At 63.4% G+C, this 25528-nt stretch carries 26 protein-coding genes; 23 read left to right on the top strand and 3 right to left on the bottom strand.

Going from position 1 to position 25528, the window contains the following annotated elements; translation table 11 throughout:
* Positions 1-120: 120 nt before the first annotated feature.
* Entirely contained in the window at positions 121-2094 is a 1974-nt protein-coding gene (gene pknB, locus QZ149_RS05245) for a Stk1 family PASTA domain-containing Ser/Thr kinase (RefSeq protein WP_291450222.1), read from the bottom strand.
* A gap of 83 nt (positions 2095-2177) precedes the next feature.
* Here pknB and QZ149_RS05250 point away from each other — a divergent pair, with 83 nt between their 5' ends.
* Positions 2178-2531, top strand: coding sequence for an Rv2175c family DNA-binding protein (locus QZ149_RS05250; protein ID WP_291450224.1), 354 nt, complete (start codon positions 2178-2180; stop codon positions 2529-2531).
* Between the two features lie 19 nt (positions 2532-2550).
* Here the strand turns inward: QZ149_RS05250 and QZ149_RS05255 are convergent, their stop codons facing one another.
* Entirely contained in the window at positions 2551-3654 is a 1104-nt protein-coding gene (locus tag QZ149_RS05255; protein ID WP_291450225.1) for a polyprenyl synthetase family protein, read from the bottom strand.
* A gap of 145 nt (positions 3655-3799) precedes the next feature.
* On the opposite strand from QZ149_RS05255, the gene QZ149_RS05260 reads away from it, so the two are divergent.
* From QZ149_RS05260 to QZ149_RS05345, 18 genes are all read left to right on the top strand, one after another.
* Positions 3800-5287, top strand: a complete 1488-nt coding sequence (locus tag QZ149_RS05260) for an RNA polymerase sigma factor (RefSeq protein WP_291450227.1) — start codon at positions 3800-3802, stop codon at positions 5285-5287.
* Between the two features lie 126 nt (positions 5288-5413).
* Positions 5414-5809: an ABC transporter gene (locus QZ149_RS05265; protein WP_291450229.1), complete on the top strand. Its 396-nt coding sequence runs from the start codon at positions 5414-5416 to the stop codon at positions 5807-5809.
* A gap of 57 nt (positions 5810-5866) precedes the next feature.
* A complete protein-coding gene (gene ftsY, locus QZ149_RS05270) occupies positions 5867-7096 on the top strand; it encodes a signal recognition particle-docking protein FtsY (RefSeq protein ID WP_291450232.1) in 1230 nt (409 codons plus the stop codon).
* A 100-nt stretch (positions 7097-7196) separates the two neighbouring features.
* Complete coding sequence (gene ffh / locus QZ149_RS05275; RefSeq protein ID WP_291450233.1) at positions 7197-8780, top strand: signal recognition particle protein; 1584 nt, start codon at positions 7197-7199, stop codon at positions 8778-8780.
* A 3-nt stretch (positions 8781-8783) separates the two neighbouring features.
* On the top strand, positions 8784-9890 hold the full coding sequence (locus tag QZ149_RS05280; protein WP_291450235.1) for an amidohydrolase family protein: 1107 nt from the start codon (positions 8784-8786) through the stop codon (positions 9888-9890).
* A gap of 224 nt (positions 9891-10114) precedes the next feature.
* Positions 10115-10567 carry a 30S ribosomal protein S16 gene (gene rpsP / locus QZ149_RS05285; protein WP_291450236.1) on the top strand — a complete coding sequence of 151 codons (453 nt, stop codon included), beginning with the start codon at positions 10115-10117 and terminating at the stop codon, positions 10565-10567.
* A 2-nt stretch (positions 10568-10569) separates the two neighbouring features.
* Positions 10570-10809, top strand: a complete 240-nt coding sequence (locus tag QZ149_RS05290; RefSeq protein WP_003792828.1) for an RNA-binding protein — start codon at positions 10570-10572, stop codon at positions 10807-10809.
* 100 nt (positions 10810-10909) lie between these two features.
* Positions 10910-11422 (top strand): ribosome maturation factor RimM, encoded by a 513-nt coding sequence (gene rimM / locus QZ149_RS05295; protein WP_291450239.1) that lies wholly within the window; start codon positions 10910-10912, stop codon positions 11420-11422.
* A 1-nt stretch (position 11423) separates the two neighbouring features.
* Positions 11424-12788, top strand: a complete 1365-nt coding sequence (gene trmD / locus QZ149_RS05300) for a tRNA (guanosine(37)-N1)-methyltransferase TrmD (protein ID WP_291450255.1) — start codon at positions 11424-11426, stop codon at positions 12786-12788.
* A 163-nt stretch (positions 12789-12951) separates the two neighbouring features.
* Positions 12952-13308 (top strand): 50S ribosomal protein L19, encoded by a 357-nt coding sequence (gene rplS / locus QZ149_RS05305; protein WP_009648633.1) that lies wholly within the window; start codon positions 12952-12954, stop codon positions 13306-13308.
* Between the two features lie 111 nt (positions 13309-13419).
* Positions 13420-14166: a signal peptidase I gene (gene lepB / locus QZ149_RS05310; RefSeq protein WP_291450240.1), complete on the top strand. Its 747-nt coding sequence runs from the start codon at positions 13420-13422 to the stop codon at positions 14164-14166.
* Positions 14163-14834 (top strand): ribonuclease HII, encoded by a 672-nt coding sequence (locus QZ149_RS05315; protein WP_291450241.1) that lies wholly within the window; start codon positions 14163-14165, stop codon positions 14832-14834. Before lepB ends, QZ149_RS05315 begins: the two co-directional genes overlap by 4 nt.
* A gap of 55 nt (positions 14835-14889) precedes the next feature.
* Positions 14890-15189, top strand: coding sequence for a DUF2469 domain-containing protein (locus QZ149_RS05320; RefSeq protein WP_021611788.1), 300 nt, complete (start codon positions 14890-14892; stop codon positions 15187-15189).
* A 141-nt stretch (positions 15190-15330) separates the two neighbouring features.
* On the top strand, positions 15331-15771 hold the full coding sequence (locus tag QZ149_RS05325) for a YraN family protein (RefSeq protein WP_291450243.1): 441 nt from the start codon (positions 15331-15333) through the stop codon (positions 15769-15771).
* The gene (locus tag QZ149_RS05330) at positions 15768-17315 is read left to right on the top strand and encodes a YifB family Mg chelatase-like AAA ATPase (protein ID WP_291450244.1); all 1548 of its coding nucleotides are present in this window, start codon (positions 15768-15770) and stop codon (positions 17313-17315) included. The genes QZ149_RS05325 and QZ149_RS05330 overlap by 4 nt, the downstream gene beginning before the upstream one ends.
* Positions 17305-18474 carry a DNA-processing protein DprA gene (dprA, locus tag QZ149_RS05335; protein WP_291450245.1) on the top strand — a complete coding sequence of 390 codons (1170 nt, stop codon included), beginning with the start codon at positions 17305-17307 and terminating at the stop codon, positions 18472-18474. Before QZ149_RS05330 ends, dprA begins: the two co-directional genes overlap by 11 nt.
* A gap of 4 nt (positions 18475-18478) precedes the next feature.
* A complete protein-coding gene (locus tag QZ149_RS05340; protein ID WP_291450248.1) occupies positions 18479-19390 on the top strand; it encodes a tyrosine recombinase XerC in 912 nt (303 codons plus the stop codon).
* A 583-nt stretch (positions 19391-19973) separates the two neighbouring features.
* Complete coding sequence (locus QZ149_RS05345) at positions 19974-21020, top strand: hypothetical protein (protein WP_291450250.1); 1047 nt, start codon at positions 19974-19976, stop codon at positions 21018-21020.
* Between the two features lie 281 nt (positions 21021-21301).
* Here the strand turns inward: QZ149_RS05345 and QZ149_RS05350 are convergent, their stop codons facing one another.
* Positions 21302-21823, bottom strand: coding sequence for a M23 family metallopeptidase (locus QZ149_RS05350; protein WP_291450251.1), 522 nt, complete (start codon positions 21821-21823; stop codon positions 21302-21304).
* Positions 21824-22243: 420 nt separating this feature from the next.
* Here QZ149_RS05350 and rpsB point away from each other — a divergent pair, with 420 nt between their 5' ends.
* From rpsB to frr, 4 genes are all read left to right on the top strand, one after another.
* Positions 22244-23071, top strand: coding sequence for a 30S ribosomal protein S2 (gene rpsB / locus QZ149_RS05355; protein WP_291450253.1), 828 nt, complete (start codon positions 22244-22246; stop codon positions 23069-23071).
* Between the two features lie 26 nt (positions 23072-23097).
* Positions 23098-23925: a translation elongation factor Ts gene (gene tsf, locus QZ149_RS05360; protein ID WP_291450254.1), complete on the top strand. Its 828-nt coding sequence runs from the start codon at positions 23098-23100 to the stop codon at positions 23923-23925.
* 130 nt (positions 23926-24055) lie between these two features.
* A complete protein-coding gene (pyrH, locus tag QZ149_RS05365) occupies positions 24056-24766 on the top strand; it encodes a UMP kinase (RefSeq protein ID WP_009648591.1) in 711 nt (236 codons plus the stop codon).
* Between the two features lie 38 nt (positions 24767-24804).
* Positions 24805-25362, top strand: a complete 558-nt coding sequence (gene frr / locus QZ149_RS05370) for a ribosome recycling factor (RefSeq protein WP_009648630.1) — start codon at positions 24805-24807, stop codon at positions 25360-25362.
* Positions 25363-25528: the final 166 nt, after the last annotated feature.

Here is a 25528-nt window from a genome sequence, read left to right on the forward strand (position 1 = left end):
ATAGAGGATCCCCGGCCTCGTTCATTTATTCATGTGGACGAGGCCGGGGATCTCTCTGTGCTCGAGGCACCCCGCGTGTGGTGAGCGCGGCGAGCGGCGGATAGTCGCCGCGCCGTGGCGTCACATGACGGAGATCGTCACGGTCGATCCCTTCTTGACCTTGCTGCCGCCGGCGGGGTTGGACGAGCGCACGGTGTTGAAGAAGCCTCCGAGGATCAGGTCTTCCTGGACGGTGAGCCCGGCTCCTTCGAGCTTGTTGCGTGCTTCCTGACGCTGAAGGCCGACGACGTCGGGAACGGTGACCATCTCGGGTCCCTTGGATACGGTGTAGGAGACGGAGTCGCCACGGTACACGGTGGAACCCTCGCGGGTCTGCTGGGAGATCACCTGTCCCTCGGGGACTGTGTCGGAGTAGGCCTCGGTGGGTGAGGCGACGAGGCCGAGGGCTTCGATCGAACTCTTGGCGGCGGAAGCACCCTTACCGGTCAGGGTGGGCACGGTCCGGGGTTCGCGGCCCTTGGATAGGACGACGTCGACCGTGGAGTCGTGGGCCATGGAGGTGCCCGCTGCGACGGACTGGGAGATGACCTGACCTGGGGGAACGTCTTCGGAGTAGGCATCAGTGACAGCGCCCAAGGCAAGCCCGGCGTCTGTCAGGGTACGCGAGGCCTCGTCCTGTCCCTTTCCGACGACGTTTGGAACGTCCTTCATGTCGATGCCCTTGGAGACGTACAGCTGGACGTTCGTGCTCTTATGCACGGAGCTGCCGCCGTCCGGGTCGGAGTGGGTGACAATGCCGGATTGGACGTCGTCAGAAAACTCCTCTTCAACGGAAGAAGCCAGTCCGATGGCACCCAGGTCTGCCTGCACGTCTGTCAGGTCCCGTCCCGTTGTGGTGGGCATCGTCAGGTAAGAGCCGGGACCATACTCGGTCCACCACCAGCTCCCGCCGAAGCTGGCGGCGACGATGAGCAGAAAGGCGATGACAGCCAGGAGTATCGCTCGCGTGGACATCTTCGCAGGAAGTTCGCCCGCGGAAGGGGTCTCGGTCGAGGTGGAGGTATGCACGGTGGTGACGGCGGTCGCGGCGGGGAGAGCAGTCGCGGTGGTGACGGCGGGGGCGGGCATCGCTCGCGTGAGATGGGTGGGCATGACCTCCGTGTTCAAGGCGGTTGTCCCGGAACCGCTTCGGCTGTCCTCGCGTGCTACCTCGGCGCGGCGGTTGGCAATGTCGGAGGGAATGGATGCTACAGCCCGTGCCACCAGGTCGAGGGCGTCGGACGCGTCGGTGCATCGGTTCGCGGGGTCGCGTGCGGTGAGCGCGGCGACGAGGTCGTCGATCTCGCGGGGAATCCACGGAAGGCCGGCCGAGGGGCTCGGAACGTCGTCCGAGACGTGGTGGTGGACGATCTGCAGGGGTGATTCGTCAGCCCACGGCACGGCACCGGTGAGCATCTCGTAGAGCATGATGCCAACGGAGTACAGGTCGGAGCGTGCGTCAGCTTTGGCTGTCTGGGCGATCTCGGGCGCGATATAGGCGGCTGTTCCCAGCATGTTGCCCGTGGCGGACGTCGACCCTTTCGAGACCGCGCGAGCCAGGCCGAAGTCGGCGACCTTCGCGGGGCCATCGGTGGGAACAAGAATGTTCTCGGGTTTGATGTCGCGGTGGATGACGCCCATGCGGTGGGCTGCGCGCAGAGCTTCGAGGATGTCGGTCGTGTAGCGCAGTGCCTGCGGAATCGTGAACGCGCCCTGGGCATTTAGGAGTGCGCGCAGGTTGGTCCCATCGATGAGCTCCATGACGAGGAAACCCTGGCCTGAGACGACTCCCTGGTCGAAGACAGAGACGACGCCCGGGTGAACGATGCGGGCTGCGGCGCGCGCCTCTCGGTGGAAGCGCTCGACGAAGGCATCGGATTCAGCGAGGTAGGGGTGCATGACCTTTAGGGCCACGGGTCGCTCCAGGCGTTCGTCCTGGGCGACGTATACGGTCGCCATGCCGCCGCGCGCCAGTCTGCGCGTGATCCGGTATCGCTGATCAATCAGGCGGCCGATCAGTGGGTCAGTTTGGTCGTGTGTTTTCTCGTCGCTCACTGTGTTGATTCTATGGGAGTTTTCGGCAAATCATTGGAAGTGTAGACACCGGTGCGGCGCAGCGATGCGGTAGTGTTGCGGTCATGACCAGTGCTGATATGACCCTGTTATCCACCGACGAGGTGTGCCGTCTGCTCGGTATTGAGGAACGCCGCCTCAAACAGCTGATTCGTGACCGCGTCCTGATCGAGGCCCGCTTCGCATCCGGCGAACGCGGGGTACCCCGCGACATCATCGTGAAGGGTGAGAACGGCTGGGAACCGCTGCCCTTCCTGCAGGGGACGCTGACCCTCCTGGCCGATGACGGCTTCACGCCCGAGGAGTCCCTGGCCTGGTTGTACACCGTGCAGGACGAGCTGGGTGAACGCCCCATCGACGCGCTCACCTCGGGTCGTCACCACCGCGTCAATCGCATCGCCTCGACCCTGGCGTTCTGATGCCCTCGCCTCCCGGTGTCTAGGCGCGCCGGGCGGTGAGGATATCACAGAGTTCACGCAGCATGGCGGATGCCTTGTCGCCGAAGGCTGACGCGTCAAGCGCGCGGTGTCCTTGTGCGACGAGGTTCGCAATTTCAGCCTCGTGTGCGTTGCGTCCGTTGCGTTCGACGATCTGTGTCGCGACCGCGATCTCGTCGGCCGAGGCCTCAGCAACCCCGAGTACGTTCGCGAGAGCTGTGCGCTCGGCGGGGGAGGAGGCCGCCCAGGTCAGGGCAAGCAGGACGGTTCGCTTGCCCTCGCGCAGGTCGTCCCCGGCCGGCTTGCCGGTGACTGTTGGGTCTCCGAAGACGCCGAGGTCGTCGTCGCGCAGCTGGAAGGCCAGCCCCCAAGGCGTCAGGATTGCATCGAGGGTGTCGGTCAGTTCGTCGATGACGTGTGTCGAGTTGGCTCCGCAGATCGCGCCGAGCTGGGCGGGACGCACGACGGAATAGTGTGCGGACTTGTGCAGGGCGACATCGAGGGAATCGGCTGCGCTCAGCGCGTCGGCGCGCCGGGGGTCCAGCGGACTCTGTTCGGCCATGATGTCGAGGTACTGGCCCAGTGCTACCTCAGCGTGCATGTCGGCGAAGCTGCGGGCGAAAGCGCGCGCATTCGCTTCGGGCAGGTCCAACGCCTGTTCGTCGGCCTCTGCGCTCGCTGCCGAGAAGAGGAAGTCTCCCACGAGAATCGCGGCGTTGCGGCCAAAGGTCCCTGACGACCCGATCCATCCCGCGCCCCGGTGGAGGTCGGCGAGGCGGCGGTGAGGCGTCGGTGCACCGCGCCGTTCATCGGCATGATCGATGATGTCGTCGTGGACGAGGGCGCTGGCCTGGTAGAGCTCGAGTGCGGCGGCCAGGTGGGGCAGGTGCGCCTCCGACAGGGGCCTGCCCGAACTCAGTGACCAGCCGACGTGGGCCATGAGAGCACGGAAGCGTTTGCCTCCTTCCGCCGAGGAAACTACGGCCTCGGAGAATGCGGCCGAGCGCGGTGTCGCGCCCGCGCGGGCAAGGAGGCGTGCCAGGGCGGTCGTGGTCGCCTCGTCGATGTGGGGACGCAGCACGGAGAAACTCTTGCTCAGACTCATGTGGTCACTGTAACTGACGGGCGAGGGTACGCGCGGGCCTTAGGCAGGGAAGCGTCACACCTACCGTCAGGAAAACTATCGAGCAAAGCACTAAACTGGTGATGGTATGCCGATTTGCAATCGGCGCTGTTTTGCATACCCATCAATGAAAGGGACCCGTGTGAGTGCATCGCGCGCTTCGGCAAAGGACTCCGCGACGACTGAGGACGCCCCGGAGGTGAAAGCCCTCGCGAAGAAGACGACGCGCACCAGGAAGGCCGCGTCGACTGCGAAGGCTGAGGCAGCCTCGGGCACCGAGGAGAAGAAGCCCGCCGCCAAGAAGTCCGCCGCGAAGAAGGCTCCCGCGAAGAAGGCCGCTCCCAAGAAGACCGCGAAGCAGGCAGCGGAGGGTGCCGAGGAGAAGAAGCCCGCCGCCAAGAAACCTCGCGGCCGCAAGAAGAAGGACGCGGAGGTTATCGAGGAGGTGACGCCGGATCTCGAGGTCGCGGAAGAAGACTTTGATCCCACGGGCGAGGACCTTGAGGATCCGGACCTGGACACCGATACCAACGACGAGGATGTGACCGAGGGCGAAGAGGAGCCTGAGGAGGAAGAGACGAAGGCAGCCGAGGGTGCTGCGCTGCGCGAACGCACGAACGCCGGCATTCACGTCAAGGGTGGATTCGTCGTCTCCGACTCCGACGAGACCGACGAGCCCGTCCAGCAGGTGACGGTCGCTGGCGCGACCGCCGACCCTGTGAAGGACTACCTCAAGCAGATCGGCAAGGTCTCCCTGTTGAACGCCGAGCAGGAAGTCGACCTGGCCCGCCGCATTGAGGCTGGCCTGTACGCCGAGTACAAGTTGAAGAACCAGGCCGACGAGATGACCAGCCGCGAGCGTCGCGAGCTGCACTTCCTGGCCCAGGATGGTCAGCAGGCGAAGAACCACCTGCTCGAGGCCAACTTGCGTCTGGTCGTGTCGCTGGCTAAGCGCTACACCGGTCGCGGCATGCAGTTCCTGGACCTCATTCAGGAAGGTAACCTCGGTCTTATTCGCGCGGTCGAAAAGTTTGACTACACGAAGGGGTACAAGTTCTCGACCTACGCCACGTGGTGGATCCGTCAGGCGATCACCCGAGCGATGGCCGACCAGGCTCGCACGATCCGCATCCCCGTGCACATGGTTGAGGTCATTAACAAGCTTGCCCGTGTCCAGCGCCAGATGCTGCAGGACCTGGGACGTGAACCCACCCCTGAGGAACTGGCGAAGGAACTCGACATGACTGCCGAGAAGGTCGTCGAGGTCCAGAAGTATGGCCGTGAACCCATCTCGCTGCACACTCCGCTGGGCGAGGACGGCGATTCGGAGTTCGGTGATCTCATTGAGGATTCCGAGGCTATCGTGCCTGCCGACGCCGTATCCTTCACCCTGCTTCAGGAACAGCTCCACCACGTCCTCGACACGCTGTCGGAGCGCGAGGCCGGCGTCGTCTCCATGCGTTTTGGCCTGGGTGATGGCCAGCCTAAGACGCTCGATGAGATCGGTAAGGTTTACGGCGTCACGCGTGAGCGCATCCGCCAGATTGAATCCAAGACGATGTCGAAGCTGCGTCACCCCTCGCGTTCGCAGGTGCTGCGCGACTACCTCGACTGACGTACATCGTACATACATGGGGGCCAGGAACGTGTGTTCCTGGCCCCCATGACAACATCGTCACAATGCTGTCAGCTTCGGGTGGCTTCGTCGCATTAAATGGGGTTGGTAGGGCAGGATGAAGACATGCTTGAGGGTACGCTGATTCTCGTTGTGACTGTCATTCTGGTTATCGTCGTCGCGGCCGGTGTTGTGGCCGTCCTCGCGCTGTCGCGACGCAGCGCCGACGACTGGAAGAGTGTCATCAAACGTGAGCGCGAAGAAATCACGCAGGATGTGCGCACGCATTCCTTACCCAAGCGTGCCTCGTCGTCTTCCGATGGTCCTGTGGTTCCGCGTACGGCCTCACTGGATGCTCTCTTGAGCACCGCTGATTCTTCTAGCGCGTACTTCGATGCTGATCGGCTGCCCGGCGTCGACCGCCTCGAAAATGTCACCGGGCGTGTCAGTGGTCGATTCGACCGCAACGGCAAGGGAAACAAGCGCGCTGGCGGCTCGCGAGGCAAGGCGCAGGGGCAGTAACGCACCTGGTGGGTCTCGCGCTTTCATCCGGATGCGTCCATGGGGGATAATGGCCCCATGGACGCATTTGTTTCATTCCTTCAAACGCCGTGGGCAGTCGTCGTCGGCCTGGTGCTCGCCGTGCTGGTCGGCCTGGTCATCCGCCTGGTCGTCAGCTCGCGTCAGCGCCCGTCCGACGATGTTTCGGTCCCGGCCCAGCCCCAGGTGCCCGCCACCGGCGAGAGCCCAACGCCGACGCAAGCCGATGAGGAAAGCCCAGAGCGGCCTCGCGCCGGCCCCGAGGCGTCGGAAGAGTCCGCCGCCCCGGCTGAAGCGGAGATCACCGCCGAGCCGACCGTCGAACGGCCCGAACCCGTGCGCGGGCGCATGGAGTGCCTGCGTGAACGTCTTGCTTCCTCCGGCGCACTTGGCCGCGCGATCCTCGGAGTTCTCAGCCGAGGCCAGCTCAGTGCCGCAGACTGGGAAGAAATCGAGGAGTCCCTGCTCATCGCGGACCTCGGCCTGGAGGCGACCGACTCCCTCATGGAGGCGCTCAAGCGCCGCGTCGCCGTCGAGTCCACGACTGACGAGGCGCGCATTCGTGAGATCCTGCGCGAGGAACTCCTGGCCGTCGTCGGCCCCGACATGGACCGCTCTCTTGATCTGACCCGCCCCGAGGCGGACGGAACGTCCAAGCCAGCCGTCGTCCTCATGGTTGGTGTGAACGGTACCGGCAAGACGACGACCGTCGGTAAGCTCGCGCGCATCCTTGTCGCGGAGGACAAGTCCGTCCTCCTGGGTGCTGCTGACACGTTCCGCGCCGCCGCCGCCGACCAGCTCGCCACGTGGGGCGAGCGCGTGGGCGTCGACGTTGTGCGAAGCGACCGAGAAGGTGCCGACCCGGCATCCGTCGCCTTCGAGACTGTGCGCGAGGGCATTGCACGCGACGTCGACGTCGTCCTCGTCGACACGGCGGGCCGTCTGCAGAACAAGTCCACACTCATGGATGAGCTTGGCAAGATCAAGCGCGTCATGGAAAAGCAGGCCCCCGTCTCCGAGGTCCTCTTGGTCCTGGACGCCACCACCGGCCAGAACGGTATGAAGCAGGCGGAGGTGTTCGCGCAAGCGACCGGAGTGACTGGCATTGTGCTGACCAAGCTTGACGGATCCGCGAAGGGCGGCATCGTTGTCTCGGTCCAGCGGGCCCTGGGCGTTCCCGTGAAGTTCGTCGGCCTCGGCGAAGGTACGGACGATCTGGCACCCTTCGACCCGCAGGGTTTCGTCGACGCAATTGTGGGCCGCGCCTAAGCACCCACTCACCACGCCACTATCCTCGGCCCCGGTCACACGACCGGGGCCGAGGTGCGCTAACCTGACCTAGTACTGTAGCCATCTTGGGAGAACACACGTGTTTGGAAACCTGTCAGACCGCCTGACCCAATCCTTCCGCACCCTGCGCAGTCGCGGGGTCCTGACCGAGTCCGACGTCGATCAGGCGATTTCCGATATCCGCCGCGCCCTCATCGAAGCGGATGTCGCTCTTCCCGTTGTCCGTCAGTTCACCTCCCAGGTTCGCGAGAAGGCCTACGGTGCGGCCCGCTCCAAGGCTCTCAACCCCGGCCAGCAGGTCGTCTCCATCGTCCACGACGAACTTGTTGAGATCCTGGGCGGCGCCACCCGCGAACTGACCTTCGCGGAGTCCGGTCCCACCGTCTTTATGCTCGCCGGCCTTCAGGGTGCCGGTAAGACCACCCTGGCCGGAAAGCTCGGCAAGTGGCTGCGTGAGGAAGGCAAGACCGTCCTCCTCGTGGCGTCCGACCTCCAGCGCCCTAACGCCGTCCAACAGCTTCAGGTCGTCGGCGAGCGCGCCGGCGTCAAGGTGTGGGCTCCCGAACCCGGCAACGGTGTGGGCAACCCCGTCGAGGTCGCACGCAGCGGTGTTGAGTTCGCCCGCCAGAGCGGCATCAACGTCGTCATCGTCGATACCGCCGGCCGCCTCGGCGTCGACCAAGAGATGATGGACCAGGCGATTGCGATTCGCGATGCCGTCAACCCGCACGAGATCATGTTCGTCCTGGACGCCATGGTTGGTCAGGACGCGGTGTCTACGTCGATGGCATTCCGCGATGGCGTCGGATTTACCGGCGTGGTCCTGTCCAAGCTGGACGGCGACGCGCGAGGCGGTGCCGCCCTGTCTGTGCGCGGCGTGACCGGTGCTCCGATTCTCTTCGCTTCCACGGGCGAGGGGCTCGATGACTTCGAGCGCTTCCACCCGGATCGTATGGCCGGGCGCATCCTCGACATGGGTGACATCCTCACCCTCATCGAGCAGGCGGAGAAGAAGATGGACGCTGAGGAGGCCGAAAAGGTCGCCTCCAAGGCCCTGGCCGGCCAACTGACCCTCGCCGACTTCCTCAGCCAGCTCCAGCAGATTAAGAAGCTGGGGTCCATGAAGAAGATGCTCGGCATGATCCCGGGTGCTGCCCAGCTGCGCGAGCAGATCGACAACTTCGACGAGCGCGAGGTTGACCGCGTCGAGGCTATCGTCCGTTCGATGACGCCCGCCGAGCGTGAGGATGTCTCGATCCTCAACGGCTCGCGCCGCGCGCGTATCGCCCGTGGTTCGGGAACGACGGTGAAAGAGGTTAACCAGCTTGTCCAGCGCTTTGAGGCTGCCCGCGAAATGATGGGCCAAATGGGCCAGATGGGTGGGGGAGTGCCCGGCATGGGTGCTCTGCCGGGGCGCGGCGGCAAGGCCAAGCAGAAGGTGAATGCCCGTAAGGCACAGGCCCAGCGCGCTCGCGTGAAGAAGAAGGCTCGCTCCGGTAATCCCGCGAAGCGCCGCCAGCAGGAACTCGAGGCCATGCTGCCCCCATCGGAGCGCAGCGCCCCCCAGGGATCCTCCTTCGGTGGTGCCGCTCAGGCACCCGCCGCGCGTCCGACGATTGACGATCTGCCGGACGACGTCAAGCGTATGCTTGGACAGCTCTGAGCCGTGCTCGTCACCGGCGTCGGCCTGTGGGCCGAGGATGCGCTCGCTCGCCCGCAGTGGGTGAGCGGTACGTGGTCTGTGTCCGACGGACTCATTCGTCGCGTCGGTGACGAATTGGCGAATCGCGCCGACCGCTGCGGCTTTATCGTGCCGGGCATGGTTGACGCGCACTGCCACATTGGTTATTCCTCGTCTGGCCCGGTGTCGCCCGAGGAGATGATCCGGCAGTCGGCGCTCACGCTCGCCAGTGGCGTGACGCTCGTGCGTGATTGTGGCGTGCCCGTCGATAACTCGTGCGTGAACGACCTTGTTGGTCCGCGCCTGATCCGCTGCGGCCGCCACGTCGCGCGGCCCAAGCGCTACATGCGCGACCTGCCGCTGGACGTCGAGGATCAACGCGAGCTGCCCCGCGTCCTGGCCGACATGGCGGGGCGCTGCGACGGCTGGGTCAAGATCGTCGGTGACTGGATCGACCGCAGCGGCGGCGCGGACGCTGACCTCATGCCGCTGTGGGATTCCTCCGTCCTGCGTGAGGCGGTCGCCGCCGTGCACGAGGCCGGGGCGCGCATCGCTGTCCACGCTTTCTCTCACCGCGTCATTGATTCGCTCATTGAAGCGGGTGTCGATGACATTGAGCATGGCAGCGGCATCGACGCGGACCAGGCCAGTGAGATCGCAGCGCGCGGCATCGCCGTAACCCCGACCCTGCGCCAGGTCGAGCTTTTCGCGGACTTCGCCGCGCAGGCGGGGACCAAGTACCCCGTCTACGCGGCCACCATGCAGCGCATGTATGACACGCGTGTCGAACACTTCCAGATGCTTCTGGACGCAGGCATCCTCCTTCTGCAGGGAACCGATGCTGGTGGATACCAGGAGCACGGTTCCATCGCGGGCGAGCTTGACCTGTGGTCGCGCTGGGGTGCCTCGTCCCAGGCCGTCATCGACGCATCCACCTGGGTCAGCCTCCGATATCTGGGCCGTCCCGGCCTCGTCGAAGGAGCGGACGCTGATCTGCTGATACTCGACGATGATCCGCGCGCCGACCCGCTCGCTCTCGCGAGGTCGGCCTCCGTATATATCGGGGGCAAGCGTGCGTGGCAGCGTCCCTAGACACTCCACGTGTGTGTAGTGATGGATCTAACCGTGCCGCAGTGTCAAGCATGGCGTTCCCCTGTGGGATTCCGGCTCGAATTATGGCATAATCGCTAGCTGTACCCGGCGGAACGTAGACCCTCTCACTGCGTGTCGTCGTGTCCCGGTCCGATGCGGCCCCTGTGTTTCCCACCTCGGGACGCAAAGGTCCACACCAATTCTGAAATGGAGAGACCACTCAAGTGGCAGTTCGAATTCGCCTGAAGCGCATGGGCAAGATCCATGCCGCCCAGTACCGCGTTGTCGTCGTCGATTCCCGCAAGAAGCGTGACGGTCGCGTCATCGAAGAGGTCGGCTACTACGATCCTCAGCCGAACCCGTCGATCATCCGCATCGACTCTGAGCGCGCCCAGTACTGGCTCGGTGTTGGCGCTCAGCCCTCCGACCAGGTCCGCAACCTGCTGGTCCTGACTGGTGACATTGCTAAGCACAACGGCAAGGCCGACGCGGTTTCCCGCGTCATCGTCTCCGAGGCCGACAAGGCCGCCCAGGCCGAGCAGGCCATCAAGGACGCCGAGGCTGCGGCCGAGAAGTCCAAGGCTGCTGCCTCCGCCAAGAAGGCCGAGGAAGAGGCTGCCGCGGCTGCCGCCGAGGCCGAGCAGGCTTCTGACGAAGCCGCTGGAGAGGATGCCTGAGCATGCTCGCCGACGCGCTGGAGCACCTGGTCAGCGGCATCGTTGACCACCCCGAAGATGTCGAGGTGACCCCTCGCTCGATGCGACGCGGTCAGCTCCTTGAGGTTCGCGTGAACCCCGAGGACCTGGGACGGGTCATCGGTCGTGGCGGTCGGACGGCTCGCGCTCTGCGCACCGTCATGGGTGCGCTGTCTACGCGCGGCACCGTCCGAGTCGATGTTGTTGACACGGATCGCGAGTAAGACTCGCACACGTCACGAAGGGGTCCGGCACCGCCGGACCCCTTCGTTGTATCCTTCGGACAGATCCCCTCTAGATCCCCGTTCATGATGAGGAGAACCCATGCAGCTCACAGCCGCTATCGTCGGCCCCGCTCACGGCCTGCGCGGCGAGGTCATACTTGACGTTCGCAGCGACGATCCGGAGGTGTTGACACCGGGCGCGCACCTGGAAGTCGCGGGACGCGGTGCCGTGGTGACGGTCCGATCCATCCGCGTCCATAAGGACCGTGTCCTGGCCTCCTTCGAGGAGTGCGTGTCGCGCGAGGAAGCCGAAGCGCTGCGTGGCGCTCGACTGCTTGTGGAGGAGCACGAGGAAGAAGACGCCTGGTATCCGCATCAGCTCAAGGGGCTTACAGCCCGCACACCGAGTGGCGAGGTGCTCGGCACTGTCAGCTGCTTGACCCCCGGTGCCGCCCAGGACCTGCTGCTCGTCACGACTGAGGCGGGCACCGTCATGGTTCCCTTCGTCACCCAGCTCGTCCCCACCGTTGACGTGGAGGGCGGTTTCGTCGTCATCGACGCGCCCCCAGGCCTGTTCGACGATCAGGCCGTTTCTGAGCGGGATGGCAAGTAGCGTGCGTTTCGACCTTATTTCGATCTTTCCCGATTATTTCGCGCCCCTGACGCTCTCCCTCATGGGCAAGGCTGAGGATGCCGGCCTCGTCTCGGTTGACGCCCATGACCTGCGCGGGTGGGCCACTGGCAAGCACCGCAGTGTCGACGACACTCCCTACGGTGGTGGTGCCGGCATGGTCATGCGCGCAGACGTGTGGGCGCGCGCCCTCGATGAGGTGCTCGCCATCCCGCTGCGCACTGGTGACGAGGATGGGACCCCGGCCTCGTCGCGGCGTATCCTCGCGATTCCGACACCGTCGGGTACCCCGCTGACCCAGCCCCTTGTTGAAGATCTGGCGTGCGCCGATCAGATTATCGTCGCGTGTGGGCGTTACGAGGGGATCGATGCGCGCGTGGCCCAGCACTACCGGGGAGCGGGTGTCGAGGTGTTGGAGTTCTCCATCGGTGACTACGTCCTCAACGGTGGCGAGGTCGCGGCGATGGTGCTCACCGAGGCAGTCGCGCGCCTCCTGGACGGTTTCATGGGCAACCCTGACTCGCTCGTCGAGGAGTCGCACTCGGGCGCGGGTCTCCTCGAATACCCTGTTTTCACCAAACCCCGTGAGTTCCGTTCCTTGGAGATCCCTGAGGTTCTACTGGGAGGAAACCATGCGGCCATCGAGCGCTGGCGACGCGACCGCGCGATCGAAAAGACCGCTGCGGTGCGTCCCGACATTGCCCTGTCGTTGCGCGCCGACTCGCTTGGTCGTGAGGACCGTGCGGCTCTGGCTGCCTGCGGTGTCGCGTACCCACGTGAGGGGTCGGCTCGCCCCGTCGACATTCGTAGCGCCAAGGCCGGGGATGCGCACGCGCTCAGTGCCCTGGCCGCGCGTACCTTCCCCGAGGCATGCCCTCCCGATCTACCCCGCGAGGCCATTGACGCGTTCATTGCGGCCGAGTTAAGCCCCGACATGTTCGAGGCCGTGGCCAGTCAGCCAGAGCGGTACCGAATCCTGGTCGCCGACGTTGATGGTGCCCTCGTCGGATACACGCTGACGGTCGTCGGCGAGGGAGCGATCCCCGACGAATGCGTGCGCCCCGGAAAGGTTGAAGCCGACGCTGCGTACCTGTCCAAGTGCTACGTCAACGCGCCGTGGAGGGGTAGTGGCATCGCCGATACGCTCGTCGAGCGTGCGGTCGCTGATGCGGCGCAGTGCGGGCACACATCCGTGGCTCTGGGCACCAACCGCGCCAACAAGCCCGCGCAGACCTTCTACAAACGCCATGGATTCCGTCGTCGTTCCACCCGCACCTTCGATGTTGGCGGCGTCCTTAATCACGACGTCGTCATGGTGCGTCATCTCACGGGGGCTGACGGCAGGTAACTCGTCTAAACGTGCCTGATGTATGGGATACTAGCAAGGATTGTGCGTGGTTCATCCTGCCGCAGGGGGACACCGAGGCGCACAATCAGAGGAACGAATGAGCGGGCACAGGCCCGCCCAACCAGGCGCCCCCGACCTGCGGCAGAGGCGTCAAGGAGAAAAAATGCAGAAGCTGGACGCTGTTGACGCGCCTTCGCTGCGCGATGATATCCCGCCGTTCCGCGCGGGCGACACCCTCAAGGTGCACGTCAAGGTTATCGAAGGCAACCGCTCCCGTATCCAGGTCTTCCAGGGCGTTGTGATCGCTCGCCGCGGTCACGGCGTGTCCTCCACGTTCACGATCCGCAAGGTTTCCTTCGGCGTGGGCGTTGAGCGTACCTTCCCGGTTCACGCCCCCACGATCGACCACATCGAGGTCGTCACCAAGGGCGACGTGCGTCGCGCCAAGCTCTACTACCTGCGTGAGCGTCACGGCAAGGCCGCGAAGATCAAGGAACACCGCTCCGGCAAGGCCGAGTGAGGCTAGCCGGGCCACGTGCCTTGGCATTTTTCACGGAAAGGCCCGACACCGCGCGCTGGTGTCGGGCCTCGCCGTATTCTTGGATGGTCCACGAGGAATAAAGGAGAATGCATGATCTCGACTGCAAGCCCTGAACTCGGACCGGCTCACGCGCCGTCGCTCCGGGATCGCGAGCGCGCGGAAGCACGGGCACGGCGTAACCCCTTGGTGTGGTTGCGCGAGATCATCGTTATCATCGTCGTTGCACTCCTCATCTCCTCACTGCTGCGTGCCTTCATCATCCAGGTCTTCTGGATCCCGTCTCCCTCGATGCGTAACACGCTGGTGGAGGATGACCGTATCGCGGTCTCCCGTATCGACGCGCTTCGATCAAACATTCACCGTGGTGATGTCGTTGTCTTCGACGATACGCTCGGGTGGCTCGGACCTACGGAGATCGCGTCTCCCTCCGCGATCCGCAAGATCGGAGAGTTCACAGGCTTCGTCCCTGCCGGCGGCGAGCAGACCCTCGTGAAGCGTGTTATAGGTGTCGGTGGCGATCACGTGACGTGTCAGAGCACCACAGGCAAGGTCAGCGTCAACGGTGTTGAGATCGACGAACCCTACATCGCGAACGGGCAGGTGCCCTGCGGTGAGCGTACGTTCGATATCACCGTTCCTGAGGGACATCTGTGGGTCATGGGAGATAACCGTTCCAACTCTGCCGACTCGCGCTATCACATGGGTGAGGGGCAGTCTCCCTACGTCCCTGTCTCCTCGGTCGTTGGTACGGTTCAGGCCGTCATCTGGCCGACGTCTCACTGGAGTACGGGTGTGGGTCACCCCGAAGCCTTCGCATTCGTCCCCAAGCCCTCATGAGCACAGCCTCGCGTGACCTCGAGATGTCCCTCGCGACGCGCTGGGGGATCGTCGCCGGCATGGACGAGGTCGGTCGCGGTGCTCTCGCCGGCCCTGTCGCCGTCGGCGTCGCCCTCATCGGGGCGGACGCTCCGCCCGTACCCGCCGGGCTCACCGACTCCAAGGCGCTCACCCCGCGCCGTCGAGACGCTCTCGTCGAGCCTATTCAGTCCTGGGTCCAAGACTGTGCCGTCGGATACGCCTCGCCGCAGGAGATCGACCGGTGGGGGATCATTGTCGCCCTGCGCCTGGCTGGGCGCCGAGCCCTCGCCGAGGTCGCAAGCCGAGGCCTCGTCCCCGGTGGTGTCCTCTTGGATGGATCCCATGACTGGCTGTCCGAACCCGACGACCTGTTCGGGGTCATCGACGGACCCGAGGATCCTTTCGGCGTCGCCCTTCCCGTGCACATGCAGGTCAAAGCCGACTGGTCCTGCGCTGTCGTGGCCGCCGCGTCCGTCCTGGCCAAGGTCGCGCGCGACCGGCTCATGGCCGACACCGAGGATCCCGGATACGGCTGGGCCTCGAATAAGGGATACGGCTCTGCCGCGCATGCGCGCGCTATCGCTGAGCTGGGTGTGAGCGATTTTCATCGGCGTTCATGGAAGATGCCGACGAAGCCCACAAAGTAGGGCGCGCCGGGGTGGCAGGGTGACCCGTGTGGTCTTCCCCGGCATGATGGGGTCCGTGAGCGAAGAAATCGAAGGTTATGAGAACAACCTGGAGCTGGAGCTTTTCAAGGAATACCGCGACGTTATCGGCTTGTTTAAGTTTGTCGTGGAGACTGAGAGGCGTTTCTACCTGTGCAATCACGTCGATGTCCAGGCGCGTCCCGTCGGCGGCGACGTGTTTTTTGAGCTGACACTGACCGACGCGTGGGTCTGGGACATCTATCGATCATCGCGTTTCGTGCGATCAGTTCGCGTCATCACTTACAAGGACGTGAATGTCGAGGAGCTGTCGAAGCCAGAACTCGACATCCCGTAGCGTTCTCCATCCACAGGTCTCTCGCCGTGTCGCGGTGTATCCACAGGGCCTTGCGCGTGCCGCCTCCTATCCACAGGGGGCGGTTTTCACGTTGAAAGCGGCGTGTCCTGGGGAGCAGTGTGGTCGTGGAGGTGAGTCCGCATGGATTGCTCAACACGACCCGACCGGCGGGTCCTAGGTGTGGCGGGGGAATACACGGCGCGCCTGATCATCGAAGAGGCGGGCCTGCATGTCCTGGAATGCAACTGGCACGACGGCAGGCGCGGAGAACTCGACATCATCGCTCGCGACGACACCGACCCGGCGTGCCCGTGGACTGTCGTCATCGAGGTTCGCACCCGGGTGGGCAGGCAACGGGGCAGCGCTCTCGCGTCGGTAGATGCCCGCAAAGTCGCTCGGCTGCGTGCACTCACGGGCGCGTGGTGTCGACAACGAGGCCGACTGGGGTCTCGTGTCCGCATCGATGTCGTGGCATTGACCCTGGATGCGCAGGCTTTGCGTCACTGGCCGGCCGTGACGTGCGCTGATGTGGATCTGCGCACGCTTGGCGCGCAGGTGGTCTGGCTGCGAGGTGTGCAATGAGCGGGCCGGGCCTTGCGCGTACCTATTCGATGAGTGTTGTCGGCATTGAGGGGCACTTGGTCGATGTTGAGACTTACGCGGGGGCTGGCCTCGTGGCCTTCACGCTCGTCGGACTGCTGGACACATCGGTTCGCGAGGCGCGCGACCGTGTTCGCGCCGCCTTCGAGTCCTGCGGGTTGGACGTGCTGGATCAGCGCATTACCGTCAATCTTTCCCCGGCGGGCATCCCAAAGTCGGGGTCCGTCTTCGACCTAGCCATCGCCTCGTCCATTGCGCTGGCGACCGGCCTGGTGTTGCCCAGGGCCTTCGAGGACAGCGTCATCGTCGGAGAACTGGCCCTCGACGGGAGCATTCAACCCGTGCGAGGGGTACTGCCCGCCGTGCTGTCTGCTCGTTCGCTCGGTGTACGCCGCGTCATCGTTCCCTCCGCCTGCGCGCGCGAGGCGCAACTGGTCTCAGGAATCGAGGTCATTGCCTTCGAACACCTCGCGGATATGATCGCATGGGGTGGGGGAGAGGCAATCAAAGCACCCTTTCATGGGCACCTGGGCGTGCGCCGCCGGGATTGTTCTGCGGAGGATGTCTCGATCCTCGACATGGCGGATGTTCGCGGCCAGCCCGAAGCCGTTGCGGCCATGGAAGTCGCCGCTGCGGGAGGACACCACGTGTTTCTGCTGGGCGAGCCAGGCTCTGGCAAAACAATGCTCGCCTCGCGCCTTCCCACAATTTTGCCCGACCTGGACCCGGACACCGCCCTGGTCACCACGTCCCTTCACTCTGTCGCCGGCCTCGTCCCGACGGGCACGGCTCTCGTCACGCGTCCTCCGTTCCAGGCACCCCACCACTCGGTGACGATGGCTGCGCTCATCGGTGGCGGCTCTCGCACCCTCACGCCGGGTGCTGCATCGCTGGCCCACGGTGGGATTCTGTTCCTGGATGAAGCTGCCGAGTTTGCGCCCTCCGTTCTCGACTCCCTGCGTGAACCCCTGGAATCAGGGGCCGTCAACTTGCACCGCTCGGGTATTCACGCGCGCTACCCGGCTTCGTTTCAACTGGTCATGGCATCCAACCCGTGCCCGTGCGGAGGGAGGCGTGGTGGACGCCGCTGCACCTGCTCGTCCATCGCGCGGCGTCGCTACATGGCTCGCCTGTCGGGGCCGTTGCTGGACCGCATGGACATTCGCATCGACGTGCATACCCCGAGCCGCGCGGACATGGCAACAGGGGACTCGCGTGACTCGGCGACCATCCGGGAGCGGGTGGCGGCCGCGCGCGAACGAGCACGACACCGACTGACCGGTACGCCGTGGCACTGCAACGCGCAACTGCCTGGGGCATGGATCAGGCGGAACTCCGGCATCGACGCCGACCTGGTGACGCAGCTCGACCGACTCGTCGACGCGGGGGCGTCGTCAATGCGAGGCATCGACCGAATGCTTCGGCTGGCATGGACGCTCGCTGATCTGGACGGTGCCTCTCACCCGACAATTGACCACATCGTTGCAGCGCAGCAGCTGCGGAACGGACACGATCATGACAACTGATGATGACATCTGGGAGGGTGCCTGGTGGTCCGCCATCTCCGAACCCGCCGACCCCGCAGCACGCATTGTGCGATCAGTCCTCGGGGATCGAGCGGGGCGCGAATGGCTCCAAGGGTCCTGGGCGGGCGTACCCTCACTGCTTGCCGCCCATGCGAGAACGGACTGGTTCACGCAATGGAATCGGTGGCAAGCGCGTGTGCACGAGGTTGACGTCGATTCGGACCTTGCCCGCGTCGAGCGGGCTGGAGGGGGTTTTGTGTCGCCGTCGGATCCTCGGTGGCCCTCGCAGCTCTCCTGCCTGGGTGATGATGAACCGCTCGGCCTGTGGTACCTCGGGACTTTGCCCAGTGATTCCAGCAGTGACGGGCACGTGTCGATCATCGGAGCTCGGGCATCGACCGGAGCTGGCGGCAGGTGTGCCCGAAACATGGCCTATCACCTAGCGCGCTCGGGGTATACCGTCGTGTCGGGCGGGGCCATCGGCATCGACATCGAAGCGCACAGAGGCGCGATGACGGGTGGTGGGGCGACGGTTGCCATCCTGGCGGGCGGCGTTCTCAACCCCTACCCGGCGTGTCACATCCCCGACTTCCGAGCAATGACGGATGGGGGTGGTGTACTCATCTCAGAGGTCTCTCCCACCGCCCGGCCCGCGAAATGGCGTTTCCTCACTCGCAACCGGTTGATCGCCGCGTGGAGCGCCGCGACCATCGTCGTCGAGGCCGGGGCGCGCTCGGGAGCACTGGCGACGGCCCGGTGGGCGATGAGCTGCGGTCGGGAACTCGGTGCCGTGCCCGGTGCGGTCGATGCCCCCATGTCGGTGGGATGCCTCGAGTTGGCGCGCAACGGCGCGACAATCATTCGAGACGGGCGCGACGCCGCCGAGCTGGCCGGTCCCCTCGACGTCGACGCTGAGGCGACGCTGTTCGGAATGCCGGTTGAGGAAGACCACGGCATCGATGCACTGCCACCTATCGCCCGCCGCGTGTGGGAGGCGCTTCCTCGCAGCGCTCCCGCTGGCGTACCCGCGATCTGCGCATCCGCCGGACTTGGACGAGACGAAGTGAATCGTGCCCTCATGGACTTAACAGTCGCTGGCCTCGTCACCAGCTCGACGCGCGGGTGGTCCCGCAGGCGGGGGAGTGACACCGTAGGATGAACGCATGAGTGAGAGCGTGGGGGACCAGTGGGGTGAATACCTGCGTGTGGGCAGGCGGATGAGCGAGCACACCGTAGACGCCTACCTGGGTGACCTGCGTGCTCTCCTGGACTACCTGGGAATCGGTTGGGATGCACCAGCCGGCGAGTTCGCGCACGCCCTCACGCAGCGCCGCATCCGTTCATGGCTCGCCGACACACTGGTGCGCGGAGGAGCGCGCTCGACGATCGCTCGTCACACGGCAGCCGTTCGTAACTTCACCGCATGGGCCGTGCGAGAAGAAATACTGCCGAGCGACCCGGCAGCCGCTCTCTCCAGCCCCCGTGCCGATCAACGTCTACCCACGCCCCTCGACGAGTCCGACGCGCGCACCCTCATTAACCTCGCCAAGTCTGAGGCACTGACCGGCGGCCCGTCGCAGATGCGCGCATGGGCGATCCTCGAACTCACATACGCGTGTGGGCTGCGTGTCTCAGAGGTGTGCGCGCTCGACGTGTCCTCACTCAATCGAGAGACACTGACCGTGCGTGTCCTCGGCAAAGGTAACAAGGAGCGCGTCGTTCCCTATGGTCCGCCTGCTGAGGACGCGCTCGATCACTGGCTCGTACGAGGCCGACCCCAGTTGGCTGGGGAGACCAGCGGCAGCGCGCTCTTCCTCGGCGACCGAGGCGGGCGCATTGATCCGCGCGTCGTTCGCTCCATGGTCCATCGAATGGCCGCGAAGGCCGGCGTGCACGACATTGCGCCCCACGGGCTGCGTCACTCGACGGCCACCCACCTCCTCCAGGGTGGAGCCGACCTGCGTGCCGTCCAGGAAATGCTGGGCCACGCCTCCCTGGTGACGACACAGCGCTACACCCACGTCGACACAGCGAGGCTCAGCGCCATCTACCAGCGCGCCCACCCTCGCGCGTAGGAGCCGCGGGTTCGGTGCCCGCGCCTCGTCGCCCAGCATGTCCACGCGCGGCATGACGCGCGACGTTAAGGGGCCAATGCCTCGTCCCACGGCAGGAGTCGCGGACGCCCCATCGTCATGCGTATCGGACCGATGTATGTGCGCCGAGCGTAGAATTATGGAATATATTCAAACAATTTGTTACTTACTGACGGCAATACCCGTCGAGAAGCTATCTTCAACCCAAACGAACCGTGTTACTTTACATACCTATGGTATAACAGTGTGTAGTTGCCGCTCGAATTAACGACACCTTCATGTCTGTTCAGATAATTGTGTCGTGAATCCTAGCGGCCGGTGAATAATCTGCGCATAGAGTTCGATGGTTGGAGTTGTCATGATGCAACGAATGGGTATCCGCTGCTCGGGGTGTGGAGTAGTATTTACTCTTCGGCTCGGATTAAACGTGTCAAAGCGAGCGGCCTTCTATGTTCTTTGTCCTACCTGTGATTTACCAATTCAGGGAGAGCTTAATGGAAATTCAATTGAGAATGTCAGGCTTAATATCGGTGGAGACCGTGCGGATCTCAAACAAGGAGCGCCTGTGACTACAGCTGATTTGAATGCTCCGGTTCTTGTGACCGCAGATTCGATGCGAGGTGATTTATTTGGTGTAATGACAAACCTTACTTTAAGTTATCTGTGTGATGATCGATGCGCGGACTACATTGGCGTAGCAAACCGTGGAATCTTCTTTCTTGAGCACAAGTGGCCTGATGTTAAACGGGCTATCAGGTACTACCTTCAGTCAGATAGCAAGCGTTTTTCAGCTGCTGCAAAACAGACGGATATGATCTTACAAGGCGTCGGTTTTGAAACAACGCATGAAAGAGCAAGTCAACTGTACACATTAGTGGGAGCAACGACTATGACTCTCATGAATCCTTCAGATGGGGGTGCGGTATTCCTGCATCGTTTCGGCCTTAAACATACTGCAGCGTTGCAGAGGGTGAGTTACCGCACATATGTACGTGAAACACTTTCAGTTGGAAACCTGCTCGAAGTAGAGCGTCGCCAACTTGAAGAATTGATTCACTTCATCGATCAGGCGGAGTCGTGGCGTATGGGCATGTTGCCTCGGTATATACGTTCTGACGTTGATCTTGAAGATCTTGATTGGCGTGTTCTTCGCGATGAGTTTGCTCTACTTCGCGACTTGTATGTGCAAGGTTTTGAAACAGTTTGTCGGGGACTCGCTCCCCTTGTGGCGGCACAGAATGTCATTAAGCGCTGTGATCCAAACGTTTTTGGGGATATCTTGCCTGAGGGGGTGCATAAGCGAAAGGAATTGCCTCCTGCAAATGTTTCGAAGTATGAGAAATTGTCGAATGCATATAAGCTTGCATATGTCAAAGCGATTCCCGGTATAGCTTATTTAGAAACGCTCATGGATCGGTCCTTACGGAATGCAATTGGACATTCTTCTGCTCGGCATGATTTGCATACTGGCCGTATCGTCACAGATAAGCTTCCAAAGGGTATTTCATATCTTGACTTCATGGGGAAAGTGGCGGATATATTTGAAGCGCTAGCTCTTATTGCTCAAGTTACGCGTGCTATGCGTATTGCGTCTTCTCCTGATTTCTCGTAAGGAATTGCATATGTGGTCTAGTCTGATCGAAGTGTTTATGCTTTGTGGAATAATGGGAGTACTGTAGTTAGTCATATTTCGGTCGTTTTATTGCTAATCTAATACTGTTATTAACCTGTTCGTAAGTATTCATGCGCAATCAATGTGAAACTCCCATGTGCTGGTAATGCTTCTGCACTTAAGCGATGTAGGTTGCCGTAATGTTGTAGCTTTCTAGGTGTTGCTCAGAGTTTTCTGTCGGTAGCTTTAGCTTGGAGGCTGAGCAGGAGCCCCTGCACTCGTTATGGCACGTCGTCCCAGGGGAGAAGGCGCGGACGCCCCATCGTCATGCGTATCGGATCGATGTATGTGCGCCTGCCAGTCTTCGCTCCCCAGTGCAGGGTCTGCGATCCTTCCTCGACAGCGCCGATCTGCGCGCCCATCGTGACGGTATCTCCGACGCTCACGCTCGGCGTCACCGGTAGATAGGTCGACCAGATGGTGTGCCCGCGCGTCTCGTGCTGGATCGAGACAACCCCGCGCCCGCCGACCTGGCCCGCGAACGTCACCGTTCCGGAGGCGCACGCGTACACGGGTGATCCACCCGGATACGTCAGGGTGACACCGCGCCTGCCGGGCAGCCAATCGTGGACGGGCGGCGCGAACGAAGAGGCGACGGGAACGGGGGATAGCGTCGGCCACTGCCAACGCTCGCGACGCTGCGCAGACCCAGCGGGTGCGCACATGACCAGAAAAAGACAGTACGACAGAGAGACGAGGAGAACAGCGCGCAGCAGACGGCGGCAACAACGTAACGAGTTCATCTCTCCACCCTGCGCTCACCGAACCTACAGAACCACTCAGACGAGCGAGCCTGTGGACAGGCCGCGACACGTTTGGACCCCTGTGGATAACGACCCGCACCCACCGCCGACTGCGCGCGATTGACCAAGGTGACCCAGGCCTCGTCTATCCGTATGAAAGTCAGCACACTCACACCCCTCCTGTCACAGGAGAGTGTGCGGCGGTGAGGTAAGATGACCGAGCACTTGCCTCGTGCAGGTGACTTCGCGTGCCATTTATCGCACGTCCACGGGGATCCGAAGGACGGTGAGACACGGCGGCTTCGGTCCCTACGGGGATGGTCGCCGGTCATGGCACCAGGGTGCGTACTGCGCACAGCAAACCGATAACCCGGGGGAAACCCCACTGATCACTCGCGACTTGCGGGGAAAGGACGAACCATGGCAATCGTTACCATGCGTCAGCTCCTCGAGTCCGGTGTCCACTTCGGCCACCAGACTCGCCGTTGGAACCCGAAGATGAAGCGCTTCATCCTCACCGAGCGCAACGGCATCTACATCATCGACCTGCAGCAGACCATTGCTGACATCGACATCGCCTTCGACTTCGTGAAGCAGACCGTTGCCCACGGCGGCACCCTGCTCTTCGTCGGCACCAAGAAGCAGGCCCAGGAAGCCGTGGCCGAGCAGGCCCAGCGCGTCGGCATGCCCTACGTGAACCACCGCTGGCTCGGCGGCATGCTCACCAACTTCTCCACCGTTGCCACCCGTCTGCAGCGCCTGAAGGAACTCGAGCAGATCGACTTCGACGACGTGGCCTCCTCCGGTCACACCAAGAAGGAACTGCTCATGATGCGCCGCGAGAAGGACAAGCTCTCGCGCACCCTGGGCGGCATCCGCGACATGACCAAGGTTCCCTCGGCCGTGTGGATCGTCGACCCCAAGAAGGAGCACCTCGCGGTCTCCGAGGCTCGCAAGCTGCGCATCCCGATCGTCGCCATCCTGGACACCAACGCCGATCCGGACGAGGTCGACTACCGTATCCCCGGCAACGACGACGCCATCCGCGCCGTCGCGCTGCTCACCCGCGTGATCGCCGACGCCGTCGCCGAGGGCCTGATCGCCCGTTCCGACGTCCGCACGGGCAAGGGCGACGTGACCGCTGCCGAGCCGCTGGCTGAGTGGGAGCGCGAGCTCCTCGAGGGTGAGGTCAAGGCTGACGAAGCCGCCGCCGAGGTTGCTGAAGAGTCGGCCACCAAGCAGGACTGAACGTTTTAACTGAGAGGAATCATCCGATGGCGAATTTCACCGCTGCAGATGTGAAGGCGCTGCGTGAGCAGACCGGCGCCGGCATGATGGATGTCAAGAAGGCTCTGACCGAGGCCAACGGCGACGCCGAGAAGGCCCTCGAAATCATCCGCCTGAAGGGCCTGAAGTCCCTGTCCAAGCGCGAGGGCCGCCAGGCCTCCGCCGGCCTGCTGGCCGCTCAGACCGACGGCACCGTCGGCGTGCTGGTCGAGGTCAACTCGGAGACCGACTTCGTCGCCAAGAACCAGAAGTTCATCGACTTCTCGAACGAGGTCCTGGCCGCCGCCGTCGCTTCCAAGGCTGCCGACCTGGACGCGCTGCTCGCCGCCCCCATGGGCGAGGGCACCGTCAAGGATCGCCTGGACGCCTTCGCTGCCATCATCGGCGAGAAGCTCCAGGTTGGCCGCATCGTGCGCGTTGAGGGCGAGAACGTTGACCTCTACCTGCACCAGACGAACCCCGACCTGCCCCCGCAGGTTGGCGTCTTCGTCGTCACCGATGCTGCCGGCAAGGCCGTCGCCCACGACATCGCGATGCACGTTGCCGCCTACATGCCCGCCTACCTTGATCGCGATTCGGTTCCCGCCGACGTGCTCGACAAGGAGCGCGCTACCCTCGAAAAGATCACGCTCGAGGAAGGTAAGCCCGCCAACATCGTTCCCAAGATTGTTGAGGGTCGCCTGAACGCCTTCTTCAAGGACAACTGCCTCGTCGACCAGGCCTTCGCCCGTGACCCCTCGAAGTCCGTCGGCCAGGTCCTCAAGGAGGCCGGTGCCACGGTCACCAACTTCGTGCGCGTGCACGTGGGTGCCTGATCTGGTGACGTCGTCAGCTTGCTGACAGTTGGAAGCGGCTCCGCCCACCGGCGGGGCCGCTTCACTTTTACCAGGTAGTATGGTTACTAACCGTTCCGCCCACCCAGGGCCGTTATAAAGGAGAAGCGTCATGTCGACGAAGCGCCGCGTTTTGCTCAAGCTTTCCGGAGAGGCATTCGGAGGTGGATCGATCGGCTTGGATCCCAAGGTCGTTCGCAACATCGCTGAGCAGGTGGCTACGGCCGTTCGTGAGGGCGTCCAGGTTGCAATCGTTGTCGGCGGCGGTAACTTCTTCCGTGGTGCTCAGCTTGCCCGCGAGGGTCTGGAGCGTTCGCGCGCGGACTACATGGGAATGCTCGGTACCGTCATGAATGCCCTCGCCCTGCAGGACTTCATCGATCAGACCGGCGTGCCCGCTCGCGTCCAGACGGCGATCACGATGGCCCAGGTCGCCGAACCCTACCTGCCGCTGCGCGCGATTCGTCACCTGGAGAAGGGGCGCGTCGTTGTCTTCGGCGCTGGTGCTGGTCTGCCGTACTTCTCGACTGATACTGTCTCTGCTCAGCGTGCCCTGGAGATTCATTGTGATGAGCTGCTCGTCGCTAAGAACGGCGTGGACGGCGTCTACGACGATGACCCGAATAAGAATCCCGATGCGCGCCGCTTTGACACGTTGACCTACTCGGAGGCCCTGCGCCGTGACCTGAAGGTGATCGATGGCTCGGCGCTGGCGTTGTGCCGCGAGAATGGCCTGACGACTCGTATTTTCGGTATGGGCGAAGACGGGGCTGTTACCCGCGCGCTGATGGGCGATGAAATCGGTACCCTAGTGACGGCGTGATATAACCTTCACAGACCACTGACGTTAAGGAGCACATAGTGATCGACGATATCCTCCTCGAAGCTGAGGAAAAGATGGACAAGGCCGTCGAGGCGGCCCGCCACGAGTTCACGAACATCCGCACGGGACGCGCGACGTCTTCGATGTTCGAGCAGTTGCTGGTGGACTACTACGGCGCACCCACGCCGATGCAGCAGCTTGCGAGCTTCCAGATTCCCGAGGCTCGCACGGTCCTCATCTCGCCCTTCGACCGTACGGCGACCCAGGAGATCATCCGCACGCTGCGCGAGTCCGACCTGGGTGTGAACCCGACCGACGACGGCAACGTTGTGCGCGTTGTTCTGCCCGCTCTGACCGAGGAGCGCCGTAAGGAGTACGTGAAGCAGGCTAAGAGCAAGGCCGAGGACGGCCGCGTGTCCGTGCGCGGTGTGCGTCGTAAGGCCAAGGATCAGCTTGATCGCCTCAAGAAGGACGGCGAGGCTTCCGAGGACGACGTCGAGCGTGCAGAGAAGCACCTTGACTCGACGACTAAGGCCCACACTGAGCAGATCGACAAGATGCTCGCGACGAAGGAAAGCGAACTGCTGACGATCTGATGGCGTCAACGGATCCTTCACTGCTGGCTCGTATCTTTTCCCCTGGTCCCACGCGCGATAATCATCCCGCGAGTGGGGCCACGGGGAAGGCGGGTCGTAATCTTGCGCAGGCAATCACGACGGCGGTCGTCTTGATCGCCGCTGTCGCGGTTCCCCTGTTTACGTC

The sequence above is a fragment of the Actinomyces sp. ICM47 genome (assembly GCF_905369875.1).
In the GTDB taxonomy this organism is placed as follows: Bacteria; Actinomycetota; Actinomycetes; order Actinomycetales; family Actinomycetaceae; genus Pauljensenia.

Coding starts and splice junctions, on each gene's coding strand:
- pyrH (WP_009648591.1), top strand. CDS start 24,056: ATGTCGACGAAGCGCCGCGTTTTGCTCAAGCTTTCCGGAGAGGCATTC.
- rplS (WP_009648633.1), top strand. CDS start 12,952: ATGCAGAAGCTGGACGCTGTTGACGCGCCTTCGCTGCGCGATGATATC.
- ftsY (WP_291450232.1), top strand. CDS start 5,867: ATGGACGCATTTGTTTCATTCCTTCAAACGCCGTGGGCAGTCGTCGTC.
- lepB (WP_291450240.1), top strand. CDS start 13,420: ATGATCTCGACTGCAAGCCCTGAACTCGGACCGGCTCACGCGCCGTCG.
- QZ149_RS05290 (WP_003792828.1), top strand. CDS start 10,570: ATGCTCGCCGACGCGCTGGAGCACCTGGTCAGCGGCATCGTTGACCAC.
- QZ149_RS05315 (WP_291450241.1), top strand. CDS start 14,163: ATGAGCACAGCCTCGCGTGACCTCGAGATGTCCCTCGCGACGCGCTGG.
- QZ149_RS05325 (WP_291450243.1), top strand. CDS start 15,331: ATGGATTGCTCAACACGACCCGACCGGCGGGTCCTAGGTGTGGCGGGG.
- rimM (WP_291450239.1), top strand. CDS start 10,910: ATGCAGCTCACAGCCGCTATCGTCGGCCCCGCTCACGGCCTGCGCGGC.
- tsf (WP_291450254.1), top strand. CDS start 23,098: ATGGCGAATTTCACCGCTGCAGATGTGAAGGCGCTGCGTGAGCAGACC.
- QZ149_RS05265 (WP_291450229.1), top strand. CDS start 5,414: ATGCTTGAGGGTACGCTGATTCTCGTTGTGACTGTCATTCTGGTTATC.
- QZ149_RS05350 (WP_291450251.1), bottom strand. CDS start 21,823: ATGAACTCGTTACGTTGTTGCCGCCGTCTGCTGCGCGCTGTTCTCCTC.
- QZ149_RS05255 (WP_291450225.1), bottom strand. CDS start 3,654: ATGAGTCTGAGCAAGAGTTTCTCCGTGCTGCGTCCCCACATCGACGAG.
- QZ149_RS05250 (WP_291450224.1), top strand. CDS start 2,178: ATGACCAGTGCTGATATGACCCTGTTATCCACCGACGAGGTGTGCCGT.
- dprA (WP_291450245.1), top strand. CDS start 17,305: ATGACAACTGATGATGACATCTGGGAGGGTGCCTGGTGGTCCGCCATC.
- QZ149_RS05260 (WP_291450227.1), top strand. CDS start 3,800: ATGAAAGGGACCCGTGTGAGTGCATCGCGCGCTTCGGCAAAGGACTCC.
- QZ149_RS05330 (WP_291450244.1), top strand. CDS start 15,768: ATGAGCGGGCCGGGCCTTGCGCGTACCTATTCGATGAGTGTTGTCGGC.
- rpsB (WP_291450253.1), top strand. CDS start 22,244: ATGGCAATCGTTACCATGCGTCAGCTCCTCGAGTCCGGTGTCCACTTC.
- QZ149_RS05340 (WP_291450248.1), top strand. CDS start 18,479: ATGAGTGAGAGCGTGGGGGACCAGTGGGGTGAATACCTGCGTGTGGGC.